Source organism: Amycolatopsis sp. NPDC031561, assembly GCF_055580625.1.
Window position 1 is genome coordinate 8980 of record NZ_JBVILA010000003.1, and the last position, 14342, is coordinate 23321.

The 14342-nt window shown below is 69.0% G+C and carries 14 protein-coding genes and 1 pseudogene; 10 read left to right on the forward strand and 5 right to left on the reverse strand.

What is annotated here, in order from left to right; all coding sequences use genetic code 11:
* The first annotated feature begins 364 nt into the window (after positions 1-364).
* From ACZ5IK_RS09155 to ACZ5IK_RS09175, 5 genes are all read left to right on the forward strand, one after another.
* On the forward strand, positions 365-1036 hold the full coding sequence (locus ACZ5IK_RS09155) for a FadR/GntR family transcriptional regulator (protein WP_465487642.1): 672 nt from the start codon (positions 365-367) through the stop codon (positions 1034-1036).
* Between the two features lie 4 nt (positions 1037-1040).
* Entirely contained in the window at positions 1041-2480 is a 1440-nt protein-coding gene (locus ACZ5IK_RS09160; RefSeq protein WP_465487263.1) for an amino acid permease, read from the forward strand.
* A complete protein-coding gene (locus ACZ5IK_RS09165; RefSeq protein ID WP_465487264.1) occupies positions 2477-3430 on the forward strand; it encodes an asparaginase in 954 nt (317 codons plus the stop codon). Before ACZ5IK_RS09160 ends, ACZ5IK_RS09165 begins: the two co-directional genes overlap by 4 nt.
* A 10-nt stretch (positions 3431-3440) precedes the next feature.
* Positions 3441-4829, forward strand: coding sequence for an aspartate ammonia-lyase (gene aspA / locus ACZ5IK_RS09170; protein WP_465487265.1), 1389 nt, complete (start codon positions 3441-3443; stop codon positions 4827-4829).
* A gap of 194 nt (positions 4830-5023) precedes the next feature.
* Positions 5024-6646: a CocE/NonD family hydrolase gene (locus ACZ5IK_RS09175; protein ID WP_465487266.1), complete on the forward strand. Its 1623-nt coding sequence runs from the start codon at positions 5024-5026 to the stop codon at positions 6644-6646.
* On the opposite strand, the gene ACZ5IK_RS09180 is transcribed toward ACZ5IK_RS09175, so the two are convergent.
* On the reverse strand, positions 6643-7404 hold the full coding sequence (locus tag ACZ5IK_RS09180) for a metallophosphoesterase (RefSeq protein ID WP_465487267.1): 762 nt from the start codon (positions 7402-7404) through the stop codon (positions 6643-6645). The two genes, ACZ5IK_RS09175 and ACZ5IK_RS09180, sit on opposite strands and share 4 nt — an antisense overlap.
* A 4-nt stretch (positions 7405-7408) precedes the next feature.
* Entirely contained in the window at positions 7409-8038 is a 630-nt protein-coding gene (locus ACZ5IK_RS09185) for a GntR family transcriptional regulator (protein WP_465487268.1), read from the reverse strand.
* A 46-nt stretch (positions 8039-8084) separates the two neighbouring features.
* On the opposite strand from ACZ5IK_RS09185, the gene ACZ5IK_RS09190 reads away from it, so the two are divergent.
* Positions 8085-9263 carry an aminotransferase class V-fold PLP-dependent enzyme gene (locus tag ACZ5IK_RS09190; protein ID WP_465487269.1) on the forward strand — a complete coding sequence of 393 codons (1179 nt, stop codon included), beginning with the start codon at positions 8085-8087 and terminating at the stop codon, positions 9261-9263.
* Here the strand turns inward: ACZ5IK_RS09190 and ACZ5IK_RS09195 are convergent.
* Positions 9260-9751 carry a DUF1453 domain-containing protein gene (locus tag ACZ5IK_RS09195; RefSeq protein ID WP_465487270.1) on the reverse strand — a complete coding sequence of 164 codons (492 nt, stop codon included), beginning with the start codon at positions 9749-9751 and terminating at the stop codon, positions 9260-9262. The genes ACZ5IK_RS09190 and ACZ5IK_RS09195 overlap by 4 nt on opposite strands.
* 63 nt (positions 9752-9814) lie before the next feature.
* Here ACZ5IK_RS09195 and ACZ5IK_RS09200 point away from each other — a divergent pair, with 63 nt between their 5' ends.
* From ACZ5IK_RS09200 to ACZ5IK_RS09210, 3 genes and pseudogenes are all read left to right on the forward strand, one after another.
* Entirely contained in the window at positions 9815-10441 is a 627-nt protein-coding gene (locus ACZ5IK_RS09200) for a TetR/AcrR family transcriptional regulator (protein ID WP_465487271.1), read from the forward strand.
* Positions 10438-11934 carry an AMP-binding protein gene (locus tag ACZ5IK_RS09205; protein ID WP_465487272.1) on the forward strand — a complete coding sequence of 499 codons (1497 nt, stop codon included), beginning with the start codon at positions 10438-10440 and terminating at the stop codon, positions 11932-11934. Before ACZ5IK_RS09200 ends, ACZ5IK_RS09205 begins: the two co-directional genes overlap by 4 nt.
* Positions 11935-11945: 11 nt before the next feature.
* A pseudogene (locus ACZ5IK_RS09210) lies at positions 11946-12053 on the forward strand (cupin); the annotation flags it as partial.
* A gap of 6 nt (positions 12054-12059) precedes the next feature.
* Here the strand turns inward: ACZ5IK_RS09210 and ACZ5IK_RS09215 are convergent.
* A complete protein-coding gene (locus tag ACZ5IK_RS09215) occupies positions 12060-12578 on the reverse strand; it encodes a MarR family winged helix-turn-helix transcriptional regulator (RefSeq protein ID WP_465487273.1) in 519 nt (172 codons plus the stop codon).
* Between the two features lie 14 nt (positions 12579-12592).
* On the opposite strand from ACZ5IK_RS09215, the gene ACZ5IK_RS09220 reads away from it, so the two are divergent.
* Positions 12593-13096: a carboxymuconolactone decarboxylase family protein gene (locus tag ACZ5IK_RS09220; protein WP_465487274.1), complete on the forward strand. Its 504-nt coding sequence runs from the start codon at positions 12593-12595 to the stop codon at positions 13094-13096.
* A 245-nt stretch (positions 13097-13341) separates the two neighbouring features.
* On the opposite strand, the gene ACZ5IK_RS09225 is transcribed toward ACZ5IK_RS09220, so the two are convergent.
* On the reverse strand, positions 13342-14307 hold the full coding sequence (locus tag ACZ5IK_RS09225) for a GNAT family N-acetyltransferase (RefSeq protein WP_465487275.1): 966 nt from the start codon (positions 14305-14307) through the stop codon (positions 13342-13344).
* Between the last annotated feature and the right edge of the window lie 35 nt (positions 14308-14342).

A 14342-nucleotide genomic window follows, 5' to 3' on the forward strand; every position in this document is an offset into this window, starting at 1 on the left:
CACCGTTTTGCTGGGGGCTTAGTCTCCGGGGGGGGGGGGGGGGGCGTTTTTTTCCCCCCCCCCCCCCCCCCCCCCCACGACCACCTGTACCGACGCTCCACTCGACGCCCTGCTCGACGCCGCTGTGACACTGGCCACCTCCGCGCCGAAATCCGGTGCCACCACTGAACTCCGGACAGACGCAAGCGCCCAGCACGGCCTTCAATTCCGACGCCGGTTACCCCATCGACGCCGTCCTCGCACAGCGGATCGGGACCCTCGCCTGATCGCTTGACAAAGCTTTGGGCCGACCGCACGATCTCGTCTCATGAACCTGTCTGACAGCCAGACAGCCGGACACGGTGGTCCAAGACGCGTCAGCGCGATGGAGGCCGTTCTGGCCCACCTCCGCGACGCCATCGAGCGCGGCGAGTACCCCATCGGGCACAAGCTGCCGTCGGAATCCGCGCTCGGCAAGGAGTTCGAGGTCAGCCGTTCGGTCGTCCGCGAAGCACTGCGGGGACTGCAGGCGCTCGGGCTGACCGTGTCCAAAACGGGCAAAGGGACCTTCGTGACCGCCACCGGGCCGGTCGAGAACCCCACCTTCGGGACCTACTCGGCCCGTGACCTGTTCGAGGTCCGGCGCCACGTCGAGATCCCCGTCGCCGGGTACGCGGCCGTCCGCCGCAGCACCGACGACCTCGATCTGCTCGGCCACCTCGTCGAGCGGATGGACCTCGAAACCGACAACACCGCGTGGGTGGCGCTGGACTCGCTGTTCCACATCACCATCGCCCAGTCCTCGGGCAACCCGGTGTTCGGCAAGGTGATCGAGGAGATCCGGGACGCGCTGGCCCGCCAGTCGGCATTTCTCAACCAATTGGGTGGACGTCGGACCCGCTCGAACACCGAGCACCGTGAGATCGTCACCGCCATCGCCGCCGGTTCCGAAGCGGACGCCGTCGCGGCGATGACCTCCCATCTCGAACACGTCGAGGACGCGCTCACCACCATCGTGCGGCCGAGCCACACGACGCACCAGAACAAGGACGACTGACACCGTGACCGAACAGACCCTCAGCGCGGACGACAAGTCCGCGCCGGTGCCGGCCGACGCCGGTGACGCCGGCTACGACAAGGCCCTGAAGCCCCGCCATGTCAACATGATCGCGATCGGCGGCGCCATCGGCACCGGTCTGTTCCTCGGCGCGGGCGGACGCCTCGCCCAGGCGGGCCCCGCACTCGCGATCGTGTACGCGGTCTGCGGCCTCTTCGCGTTCTTCGTGGTGCGCTCGCTCGGCGAGCTCATCCTCTACCGCCCCTCCTCCGGCGCCTTCGTTTCCTATGCCCGGGAGTTCATGGGCGAGAAGGGCGCTTTCGTCGCGGGCTGGATGCACTTCCTGAACTGGTCGACGACCGGTATCGCGGACATCACCGCGATCGCGCTCTACGCGCATTTCTGGTCCTTCTTCACGCCGATCCCGCAGTGGGTGCTGGCGCTCATCGCGCTCGCGGTGGTGCTGGCGCTGAACATGGTGTCGGTCAAGCTGTTCGGCGAGATGGAGTTCTGGTTCGCCATCATCAAGGTCGCCGCGCTGGTGACCTTCATGGGGATCGGGATCTGGCTGCTGGTCACCCAGCAGCCGATCGACGGCCAGGTGCCCGGCTTCTCGCTGATCTCCGACAACGGCGGCTTCTTCCCCGCCGGGGTGCTGCCGATGGTGCTGATCGTCCAGGGCGTCGTGTTCGCCTACGCCTCGGTCGAACTGGTCGGCGTCGCCGCCGGTGAGACGGAGAACCCGCGCAAGATCATGCCGAAGGCGATCAACTCGATCATGTGGCGGATCGGGATCTTCTACGTCGGCTCGGTGGTCCTGCTGGCGATGCTGATGCCGTGGAGCTCGTACTCGAAGACCGAGAGCCCGTTCGTCACCGTGCTCTCGCACGTCGGGGTGCCGCAGGCTGGCAACGTGATGAACCTGGTCGTGCTGACGGCCGCGCTGTCCAGCCTGAACTCGGGGCTCTACTCGACCGGCCGCATCCTGCGGTCGATGTCGCTGGCCGGATCGGCGCCGAAGTTCACCGGTGTGATGAACAAGAACCACGTGCCCTACGGCGGGATCCTGCTCACCTCCGCGGTCTGCGTGATCGGTGTCGGCCTGAACGCCGTCGTGCCGAGCCAGGCCTTCGAGATCGTGCTGAACTTCGCGGCCGTCGGCATCCTCGGCACCTGGGCGATCATCGTGCTTTCGCATCTGCTGTTCGTGCGCAAGGCCAACCGCGGCGAGGTGGAACGCCCGTCGTACCGCCTGCCGTTCTCGCCCTACACCGAGATCGCGACGCTGCTCTTCCTCGTCGCCGTCATCGTGCTGATGGGCTTCGACGAGGTCGGCCGGATCACCCTGTTCTGCCTGCCTGTCATCGGACTGGCGCTGGTGGGAGGCTGGTTCGGGGTCCGCAAGCGGATCAACATGGACGTCTTCGAAAAGACGAAGCTGTGATCCCCGAGATCCGCGTTCCCGCGCACGAACCGCTGGTGCACCTTCTCCGCGACGGAATGGTCGAGGGGGTGCACCACGGTTCGGCCGTGATCCTGGCGCCCGACGGCCGCGTGCTGTTCTCCGCGGGCGACATCGAGGCGGCGTTCTATCCGCGTTCGGCGGCGAAACCCTTGCAGGCCACCGCGATGGCCCGGCTCGGGGTCGACCTGAGCCCGGCGGGGTTCGCCGTCGGCGCGGCCAGCCACTCCGGCGAGGAAATCCACCTCGCGGAGGTCCTCAGGACGTTGGACGGTGCCGCGCTCACCGCCGAGGATCTGCGGACGCCGGAGGATCTGCCGTTCGATCCGGTCGAACGGGACACCTGGGTCGCCTCGGGGCGGACCGCTTCGAAGCTGGCGCACAACTGTTCCGGCAAGCACGCGGCCATGCTCGCGACCTGCCGTCTGCACGACTGGTCCACCAAGGACTACCTGGACCCGGGACACCCGTTGCAGCGCGCGATCGCGGACTGCGTCGAAGACCTGACCGGGCAACCGATCCCGAAGGTCGCCGTCGACGGTTGCGGCGCTCCCCTGTTCGCGGTCTCGCTGCGCGGGCTCGCCAAGGCCGTCGGCAAGATCGCCGCCGCCGCGCCGGGTACTCCGGAAGGCCTTGTCGCCGAAGGGATCCGGAAGCATCCGGAACTGGTCGCCGGCACCCGTCGCGACGTCACCGCGCTCATGCGCGCGGTTCCCGGCCTGATCGCGAAGGACGGTTTCGAAGCCGTCCAGGTCGCCGCCCTGCCGGACGGGACGGCGATCGCGATCAAGATCGCCGACGGCGGTGACCGCGCGCGGCGGCCGGTGCTCGCCGCCGCGCTCGCGCTGTGCGGCGTCGAGCAGGACGTACTGGAGCCGACCCCCGGTTTGCGCGTGACGGACGCGCTGGCCGGACACCACCTTGCCGCCTGAGGAGCCTTCGATGCACCGCGTGGAACACGATCTGCTGGGAGACAAGGAAGTTCCGGCCGACGCCTACTGGGGTGTGCACACCGCGCGCGCCAGGGAGAACTTCCCCATCACCGGCACCGCGATCTCCGCGTACCCGCATCTGATCGAGGCGCTCGCCTCGGTCAAGGAGGCCGCCGCCCGCGCCAACGCGGGTCTCGGCCTGCTGAGCCCGGATGTCGCCGACGCGATCTGCCGGGCGTGCCGGGAGATCCGGGAAGGCGCGCTGCACGACCAGTTCGTCGTCGACGTCATCCAGGGCGGCGCGGGCACCTCGACGAACATGAACGCCAACGAGGTGATCGCGAACCGCGCGCTCGAACTGCTCGGCCACGAGAAGGGCGACTACGCCCGTGTGCACCCGAACGAGCACGTGAACCTCGGGCAGTCGACGAACGACGCCTACCCGACCGCGGTCAACGTCGCGACGATCATCGCCGTCCGCGAGCTCGCCGAAGCGATGGTCGTGCTGGAGCGGGCGTTCGCCGCCAAGGCCGTCGAGTTCCACGATCTGCTGAAGATGGGCCGGACCCAGCTGCAGGACGCGGTCCCGATGACGCTCGGGCAGGAATTCGGGACCTACGCGGTCATGCTCGGCGAAGACCGGCTGCGGCTCACCGAGGCGGTGGCGCTGCTGCACGAGATCAACCTCGGCGCGACCGCGATCGGCACCGGCCTCAACGCCGCGCCCGGATACGCCGAAGCCGCCGTCGCGCATCTGCGCGAGATCACCGGGCTGCCCGTCGTGACCGCCGCCGACCTCGTCGAGGCGACGCAGGACTGCGGCGCCTTCGTGCACCTTTCCGGTGTGCTCAAGCGGATCGCGGTGAAACTTTCGAAGAGCTGCAACGATCTGCGGCTGCTTTCGTCGGGACCGCGGGCCGGGCTCAACGAGATCAACCTGCCGCCGGTGCAGGCCGGGTCGTCGATCATGCCGGGCAAGATCAACCCGGTGATCCCCGAGGTGGTCAACCAGGTCGCCTTCGAGGTCATCGGCAACGACGTCGCCGTCACGATGGCGGCGGAAGCCGGACAGTTGCAGCTCAACGCCTTCGAGCCGCTGATCCTGCACTCGCTCTCGGAGAGCATCACGCATCTGCGGTCGGCCTGCGTGGTGCTGGCGGAGCGGTGCGTTTCCGGGATCACCGCGAACGCCGACGTGATGCGGGGCTACGTCGAGAACTCGATCGGGCTGGTGACCGCGCTGAACCCGAGCATCGGGTACGCGGCGGCGACCGAGATCGCCAAGGAAGCGCTGGAGACCGGGCGCGGAGTGGCGGAACTCGTCGTCGAGAAGGGCCTTCTTCCCGCCGAAGAACTGGCGAAGCTGCTGAAGCCGGAGACACTCGCGCGGCTTCGCTGAGACCCGCGGGGCGGTACCGGGCGGTCCGCCCCGCGCCCGATGTCATGAAAGGGGCTTTCAAGACGCTTTTCGTCCTGAAAGCCCCTTTCATGACATGCCCGCAGCTCACCCCCGGACGAGTGACCACCCCTCCGGCCGCGACGCGGGTACGGTCGTAAGCGGACGATGATCATCCGCACGAAAGGCGGCCAGGCGTGCTCGACCGACTCCTCGACCGATTCCTCGGTCTCCCCCCGGCCGAAGGCCCCGCTCCCGTGGCGACCAAGGGGATCCCCGTCCCGATGTCCGACGGCGTCCGGCTGCTGGCCGACCGCTACGCCGTCCCCGGCGGCGAGCCCCGGCCGGTCGTGCTGATCCGCACGCCGTACGGCCGCAAGGGGGTGATGGGCAAGATCTTCGGCGAGACGTTCGCCCGGCACGGCCTGCAGACGGTCCTTCAGAGCACGCGCGGCACCTTCGGCTCCGGCGGCGAGTTCCGGCCGTTCCACCTGGAGAAGGAGGACGGCCTCGACACCGTCGCCTGGCTGCGCGAGCAGCCGTGGTGCGACGGGCGGGTCGCGATGGCGGGCGCGAGCTACCTCGGTCACACGCAGTGGGCCGTCGCGCCGTACCTCGACGAACCGCTCGAAGCGCTGTGCCTCGGCGTCACCGCGTCGGAGTTCGTCTCGACGTTCTATCCGGGCGGGATCCTCGCCGTCGACAACATGGTTTCGTGGTCGGCGCTGATCGGCCGCCAGGAAGGCCGGTTCGCCGGCCTGCCGAACCCCTGGCAGACGAAGAAAACCCGCCAGGCCATGGCGCATCTGCCGGTTTCCGGCGCGGACGTCGCGGCCATCGGCGAACAGGTGCGATTCCTGCAGGACGTCTCCGGGCACGCCGAGCCGGGAGACGACTTCTGGGCCCCGTCGGACCACAGCGCCGAGGTCGCCGCGCTGACGACCCCGGTGACGATGGTGACCGGCTGGTACGACCTGTTCATCTCCGCGCAGCTGCGCGACTTCAAGGAACTCGCCGCGGCGGGACGCGAGCCGAGGATCACCGTCGGCCCCTGGGCGCACGGCGAACCGGCCAGCCTCAAAACCCTGATCACCGACCAGATCGGCTTCCTCTCCGCCCACCTTCACGGCGACAGCGCGCCGCTGCGCCAAGCCCCGGTGCGCCTGTACCTCCAGGGCGCCGGACGCTGGCTGGACTTCGAAAGCTGGCCGCCGGAGTCCGGCGCCACCCCGTATTTCCTGCGTCCGGGCGGGCTTTCCACCGCCGGACCGCTGGAGGCGAAACCCGGGACGTTCACCTTCGACCCGGCCGATCCGACGCCGTCCGTGGGCGGACCCCTGCTTTCGGGCACGCAGAAACAGCGCGACAACAAGGCAGTCGAGGAGCGCCCGGACGTGCTGCTCTTCACCGGCGACACGTTGGAGCGAGACCTCGACGTCATCGGCGAGGTCTCCGCGCTGGTGCACGTCCGGACCGACCTCGGGCACGGCGACGTCTTCGTCCGGCTGTGCGATGTGGACGGTCGCGATGTCTCCCGCAACGTCACCGACGGCATCCTCCGGCTGCGCCCTGGCAGTCCCGGGTCCGATGAGGACGGTGTGGTCGCGGCGGAGTTCCGGCTCGATCCGACGGCCTACCGGTTCCGGCGCGGACACCGGCTGCGGCTGCAGGTCGCGGGCGGAGCGTTCCCCCGCTTCGCCCGCAACCACGGCACCGGCGAGCCCGTTTTCAGTGCGGTGGACGGAAAACCCGCGCGGTTCGAGATCTTCCACGACCCCGCGCGCCCGTCCGCGATCACGCTGCCGGTGTTCTCGGGTTAGCCCGGGACCACCCGGTGGTGGGTGGTCAGCCTGCCGTCGTCGTGCAGGACGTGGAACAGCAGCGACGGCGGCAGGTCGTAGTCGATCGGCCCGCCTTCTCCCCACGGCCGCAGCCCGTTCTCCTCCCACGGGAGCAGGATGCTCGATCCGACCGAGGGCGCCGACCGCAGCGGCAGCCCGGCGAACGTCGTCGACGACGAGGCGTGGACGTGTCCGCAGAGCAGGGCCCCCACGCGCGGGTGGCGGGCGAGCACCTCGGCCAGCCTGTCCTCGCCGTGCTGGCGCATCGCGTCCACCAACGGCAGGCCGAGCGCGACCGGCGGATGGTGGAAGGCGACGAAAGCGGGGCCGTCACCGTCGGCCAGGACGCCGTCCAGCCAGGCCATGGTCTCGTCGTCTAACCGCCCGTCCGGCTTGCCGGGGATGCTCGAGTCGGCCATCACGAACGTGACGTCGCCGACCGTGTGCGCCTCGTTGACCGGGGCGTCGTCCGGTGCCTGGCCGAGCAGCCCTTCGCGGAACGGGCCGCGTTTGTCGTGGTTTCCGGGGCAGGTGAACAACGGGACGGCGGTCTTGAACAGTTCGGCCGCGCGCCGGTACTCCTCGAGCGTGCCGTGGTCGGCGATGTCGCCGGTCACCAGGATCGCGTCGACCGGCTTCGCCAGGTTCTCCAGGTACCGCATGACCCGCGCGGTGCGTTCGTCGGCGCGTTCCCCGCCGTCGAGATGGTTGTCACTCAGATGTGCCGTCACGAACATCGCTTCACCCCATGTTCTCCAGATATGCCAACGTCTTCACCCAGTTCCGCACGAGCAGCTCCGCTGCCGTCGCGTGGTCGGAGACGCGGATCGCCTCGGCGATCCGGCGGTGCTCGTCGATACTCTCCAGCGAGCGTTCGGTGCCACCGAAATACGAAGTGTCATAACGTTTCAGGAGCGGCTTGGTCTGTTCGATCAAGCGCAGCAGATGCGGATTCGTGCACCGCGAGACCAGCAGCGCGTGCCAGCGATCGTCCAATTCGGACAGATCACCCCGGCGTCCGAGTTCCGCGGTCATCTCGTCGGCGATCCGGTCGAGGCCGCCGGTGAGCCCGGCGAGGTCCTGCGGCGAGCTCCAGCGCAACGCGAGCGCTTCCAGTTCCGCGACGAGCGGGTACAGCCGCCGGGCCTCTTCGGGGTCGAACGGCGGCACCAGGAAACCGCGCCCCGGCGCCGAGACCAGCAGGCCGCGGTCGGCCAGCCCGATCAGCGCCTCGCGCAGCGGTGTCCGGCTGACACCCAGCTCGCGGGCGAGGTGCACCTCGTTGATCCGGCTGTCCGCGGCGAGCCGGCCGTCGAGCACCCGGGCGGTGATCTCCTCCGCCAGGTCGCTCCGGAGCAGGTTCCTCGTCATGCGGGCAGTATTGCATGCACTTCGGCCGTACTGTATTCAGTTAGGCATGACGGACTTCGATGTAAACCGCGCTCGCGCCGAAACGCCGGGCTGCGCGGAGGTGGTCCACCTCAACAACGCCGGATCGTCGCTGCCCCCCGCACGAGTGACCGACACCGTCGTCGGTTACCTGCGAGAGGAAGCCCTGGTCGGCGGATACGAGCAGGCCGCGGCCACCTTGGAGCGGATGGACGGCGTCTACGCCTCGGCCGCGCGGCTCGTCGGCGCCGAACCCGACGACATCGCCCTGACCGACAACGCGACCCGGTCCTGGCAGGCCGTCTTCTACGCGCTGCCGTTCGCCGCGGGAGACCGGATCCTGACGGCGAAGTCCGAGTACGCGAGCAACGTCATCTCCTACCTGCAGCTCGCGAAGCGCACCGGCGCCGTCGTCGAGGTGGTCGAGAACGACGAGTCCGGGCAGCTGGACGTCGAGGACCTGAAGCGCCGCGTCGACGGCGACGTCAAGCTGATCGCCGTCTCCCACGTGCCGACCCAGGGCGGGCTGGTGAACCCCGCCGAGGAGATCGGCGCGGTCGCGCGCGAGGCCGGGATCCCGTTCCTGCTGGACGCGTGCCAGAGCGCCGGCCAGATCGACCTCGACGTCGCGCGCCTGAACTGTGACGCGCTCAGCGTGACCGGCCGCAAGTACCTGCGCGGGCCTCGCGGCACCGGCTTCCTCTACGCGCACCCGCGGCTGCGCGAACGCGTGGAGCCCGCGATGCTCGATCTTCACTCGGCCGCGTGGACCGCGCCCGAGAGTTACGAAGTCGATCCGACGGCGAAGATGTTCGAGGTCTGGGAACGCGATCACGCCGCGGTGCACGGCCTCGGCGCGGCGATCGACTACGCCCTCGAGTGGGGCATGCCCGCCATCGAAGCCCGGGTCACCGCGCTCGCGGCGACACTGCGTGACGCGCTCCGCGAGATCCCTGGCGTCTCCGTCCACGACCAGGGCGCGCGGCAGTGCGGGATCGTCACGTTCAGCGTCGCGAAAACGCCGTCACCGGAAGTGAAACAGCGCCTGGCGGCGGCGAAGATCAACGTCAGCGTCGTGGAGGCGTCGTCCGCCCAGTTCGACTTCGTCGCACGAGGCCTGCCGAAGATGGTCCGGTCTTCGGTGCACTACTTCAACACCGAAGACGAGCTCGCACTCCTCGTGGACGAAGTCGGGAAACTGGCCTAACGGCGAGAAAGCACCGACTCGGACGGCGGGGCGTACGGCAGCCCCGCCGTCTTCGCGCGCATGCCGATCACGAGTGCCTCCCCCAGCAGGCTGACACCGATCGACAGCGTGATCGGCCTGGCGTCGGGATGCGCCCCCGACATCGCGGCCAGGAAACCGATCCCGAAGTTCACCGCCATCGACAGCACCCAGACGCCGAATGTCCAGCCGGTGTAGCGCAGCCAGAGCACGCCCTCGCGCTCGAACAGCTTCGTGGTGGTGGCACGCACCGCGCCGAGGCCGCAACCGACCAAGGCGCCCAGCACGAGCCAAAGACCGTCCGTGAACGTGAAGGCGTCGAGTTTCGTCAGGCCGTAGATCCCGATCCCGATCAGGATCACCGGCACCCCGAACACGTCGCGGGCGACCAGCGGCTCCCCTCGCAGCCTTCGCACGACGATCGCGATCACCACGGCGATCGCCAGCGCGACCAGTAGCCAGGTCCTCATGAACTCCCCCTTTGTAGCATGCCTGTGCCAAATAAAATAGCAAGGGCGTGCTATAAAGGCAACGTGCCCAAGATCGTCGACCCCGAGACCCGTCGCCTGGAGATAGCCGAAGCCGTCTTCCGCGTGATCCAGCGGGACGGTCTCGCGCAGGCGTCGCTCAGGAGCGTGGCCGACGAGGCCGGGCTGGCGATCGGTTCGGTGCGGCACTACTTCAAGGGGCACGACGAGCTGATCGTGTTCGCCATGCGCGCGCTCGGCGACCGGGTGATCGCCAGACTGCTGGCGCACCTCCCGGATCTCGGCCCCTCGACGCCACGCTCACGGCGGCTGGAACTCACCGAAGCGCTACTCGGCGAACTGCTCCCGCTCACCGAGCAGACCCGGGCCGAAACCGACGTCTGGCTGGCGTTCACGGCCGCCGCCAAAAGCCGCCCGGACCTCGCCGAGGAGGCCACTCGCACGTATGAAGGGGTCCGCGCCCTCGTCCGGCGAGTCCTCGACGGTGCGCACGGTGCGGGTGGCCTGCTCGACGGGCTCGACCTGGCCGTCGAGACCGAACGGCTGGCCGCGCTGCTGGACGGCCTCGCCCTGTCGGCGGGCCGGACTTCACCGGAGATGATGCGGACGGTGCTCCGGCGGCACCTGGAGAGCCTGCGGCGACCCGGCCCGGATGGCACGGTGGCGGGATGAGCACGTTCTACGAAGTCGCGGCCCGGGATCCCGGCCGCGTCGCGGTGATCGACGTCGACGGGCGGGAGACCACTTTCGGCGAACTGTCGGCGCGAGCGAACCAGCTGACCCACGCCTTACGGGCGCTCGGTCTCGGCGAAGGCGACGGCGTCGTCGCGATCATCCACAACGGACTCGCCTATTACGAACTGCTGCTGGCGACCCTGCAGGCAGGGATCTACTTCACCCCGGTCAACCACCGGTCCTCACCGGGCGAGATCGCCTACATCGCGGCCAACAGTGGAGCCAAAGTGGCCGTCGCGGACGCGGACGTCGCGGCCACGTGCACCGCGGAACTGGAGGACCTGCACCGGTTTTCGCGCGGCGAAACGCCCGGCTGGGCGGATTACGCGGCCTGGGGCGCGGACTCGCCCACCACCACGCCGCCGCATCGGACGGCCGGGCAGACGATGGTGTACACCTCCGGCACGACGGGGCGGCCCAAAGGCGTCCGGCGTGCCCTGTCCGGACGGCCGCCCGCGCTGCACCCGATCCACGCGCACGTCCTCGAACGCCTGGACGTCCTGCCGGAGCACGGTGTGCACCTCGTCGCCTGCCCGCTCTATCACGCGGCACCGGGCATGTTCTCGACCGCGATCCTGCATCTCGGGCACACGCTCGTGCTGACGGACCGGTTCGACGCCGGGGAAACGTTGCGGCTCACCGAAAAGCACCGCGTCACGAGCACGCATCTGGTGCCGACGATGTTCCACCGCATGCTGCGGCTGCCCGAGGACGTCCGTGCGCGCCACGACCTGTCGAGCCTGGTCTCGGTGATCCACGGCGCCGCGCCGTGCCCGCGCGAAGTCAAAGAGCGCATGCTCGCCTGGCTCGGGCCGGTGGTCCACGAGTACTACGGCGCGTCCGAGGGACTGATCACGGCGGTGCACGCTCGCGAATGGCTCGCCGAACCGGGCACGGTCGGCAAGCCGCTGGACGGTGTGCGGGTGAAGATCCTCGACGACGACGGCCGGGAACTCCCCGCGGGCGAGACCGGGACGCTCTACTTCAGTTCCGCGCACACGAAATTCGACTATCACGATGATCCGGACAAGACGGCCGCCGCGCGCTCCGGGGAGTTCGTCACCGTCGGCGACGTCGGCTATCTCGACGCCGGGGGCCGGGTCTTCCTGTGCGACCGGCGGACGGATCTCATCCTGTCCGGCGGGGTGAACATCTACCCGGCCGAGATCGAAGCGCGGCTGCTGAGCCATCCCGACGTCGCCGACGTCGCGGTGATCGGGGAGCCGGATCCCGAGTGGGGGCAACGGGTCGTCGCCGTCGTCCAACCTGTCGAGGACGTCGCCGGGGACTCCGCGCTGGCGAAACGGCTCGAGGAGCACTGCCGGGCCGAACTCGCCGGATTCAAGACGCCGCGCCGGTTCGACTTCCGGGAGCGGCTGCCGAGGACGGAGAGCGGCAAAATGCTGCGGCGGACGCTTCGGGCGACCTGAACAGCCCTTTCGGGCAGATCTTCGAGCAGAAGACGGTCGGGGACACCGACTACGTACTGCGCGAGGTCGTCATCCAGCCCGGCGGGTACACCGGCTGGCACTACCACGACGGCGGGCTGCCCGTTCTAGGCTCCGAACCAGCCTGCGACGTCGAGACGGAAGCCGTCCGCCGGCGCCATCGTGCGGAGATCGGCTTCGAGCGCGCGGACCCTGTCGGCCCCCAGCGCGCCCACCCAGTCCTTGCGCAGCTCCTCGAAGATCGCCGCACTCCGGCCGAGTGAGTCGACCCCGCGGCCGGTGAGCCGCACGACCTTGCGCCGCGCGTCGGCCGGATCGTCGGCGCGCTCGACGTAACCGAGCTGCTCCAGCTTGTCGACGGTCTTGCCCGCCGCCTGCTTGCTGACCCCGAGCCGCCGCCCGATCTCGCTCGCCGTCGCGCCGTCGCGGCCGATCGCCTGCATGGCGAAGCCGTACGCCGGTCGGACGTCGGGATGCCCCTGCTCGGCCAGCTCGGCGTGCAGCCGGTCGATGATCGAGCGGAAGCCCGCGAACAGCAGCAGCGGCAGCTCGAACCCGGGCGCGTCGGAAATCCGCTTGCCTTGTTCGACAACCTGGTTTACCTTTTCGTCAACCACGTTGACCATCCTAAGGGGCTGCCTTGTTCACCGATCACACCCTCGAAACCGCGCCCGAAGCCTCGCGTCGCCCGATGGAGGCGACCATCCGGCATCTGGGCCACCTCCCCACCGCAGTCGCCCGGCTGGCGTCGTCGCCAGAGCTGCTCGACGGGTTCTTGAAGCTCAGCGCGAGTTTCGAGAAGACCACGCTCGAACCGCTCGCGCGGGAGACGATCGTGATGACCGTGGCGACGCGCAACGGCTGCGAAGTGTGCATCGAGATGCACACCGGCAAGCTGAAAGGACTTCACGCGGACGACGACGTCATCGCGGCGCTTCGCACGGAGAAGCCCGTCCCCGACGAGCGCCTGGAAGCAGTCCGGCAGTTCACGCTGGCGGTGCTCGAAACCGCCGGCGGCGTGGGCGACGAGACGCTGCGGACCTTCCTCGGACACGGCTACACCGAGCGGAACGCCCTCGAAGTCGTCATGGGCATCGGGACCTACACGATGTCGACCCTGGCGAACAGGCTCACCCGGGCCTAGTCGCTTTCCGTGATCACCGATGTCACTCCTTTGGCCGCCGATCTTGATGTATCTGGGCAGTCCCGACCGTCTCTTGTCTTGTGCAGCCGAAAGTTCGCCACCCGCGGCGCGGCGCACGGCGGTCTGGCCTGCCGAGGGGGCAGACCAGACCGCCGAAGATCAAGACGTTCCACAGGGGGCTGGGGGTGCGTGAAGACCCCTTCACTCGGCTCAGTCGAGTGGAGGGGCCTTCACGTGTCTACGGCTCAAATTTCGAGCGCCCACCGCACGTACCGCATCGTCGGCGCGAAGCCCGCCTTCTCGAAGACCCCGAACGCGCCGGACGGGCTCGCCGAGTCCACGTTCAAGCTGGCACGGTGGTAGCCCTGTTCGGCGGCGGCCCGCAGCGCGTGCCCCATCAGCGCTCCAGCGATGCCCCGCCTCCGGTACTCCCGGAGCGTTCCGACGAGCATGAAGTGCGCGTCGCGAACACCGGTGGCCTCCGTGTCGGCCTCCCAGAACATGGTCACCAGCATTCCCACCGGTGCGCCCGTCGCCACCTCCCGGAGCAGGAAGCTCACCCCGGGCCGGAAGGTCTGGTTGGTGATCTTGTTCTTCCACAGGTCCACGGGCATCGGCACCGCACCCCAGTAATCCCGGTACGCCTCGTTCCGGACGCTCCGGAAGTCCTCGTCGTTCCGCTCCCACCACGGCTCGATCCGGAACCCGTCCGGGATCTCCACCTCGCCGAGCGCGCCTCCGAGCGGCTGCTCCATGCGCTGGAAGTAGCGCACCGCCGCGAATCCCCGGCTCCGGAGGAGCTCGGCCAGGCCGGTGATCCGCTCGGGCCGGTTGACGTCCACCACGAGCTTCGAGGCCGGATGATGCAGCGCGTGCACCACTTTGGCCGCCTCGACCCCCGCGTCGACGAGCGCGGTTCCGAGCCCCTGACGGCGATACCCGGGATGCACTCCACCGTCGAGGAAAACCCGATGGACCTCTTCCGCGGACGGCTTGAAGCGGATCTTCATGTAGCCCGCCATCACGTCGCCGTCGAAGGCGGCGAGGCTCGCCCGATCCAGGTCCGCGTACGGGTCGATCAACTCCTGGAGGGTGTCTTCCTCGGTGTAGTTCTCGCCGATGCCGTCCACGGTCTCGATGGCGTTGAGGAGGTCGGCCGACGCCTTGGCGTCCTCGCGGGCGAGCGGCCGCCACGTCAGGGTGTCGCGCATGCGGCGACGGTATCCCCGCGAGGGCGGGGTGTCTC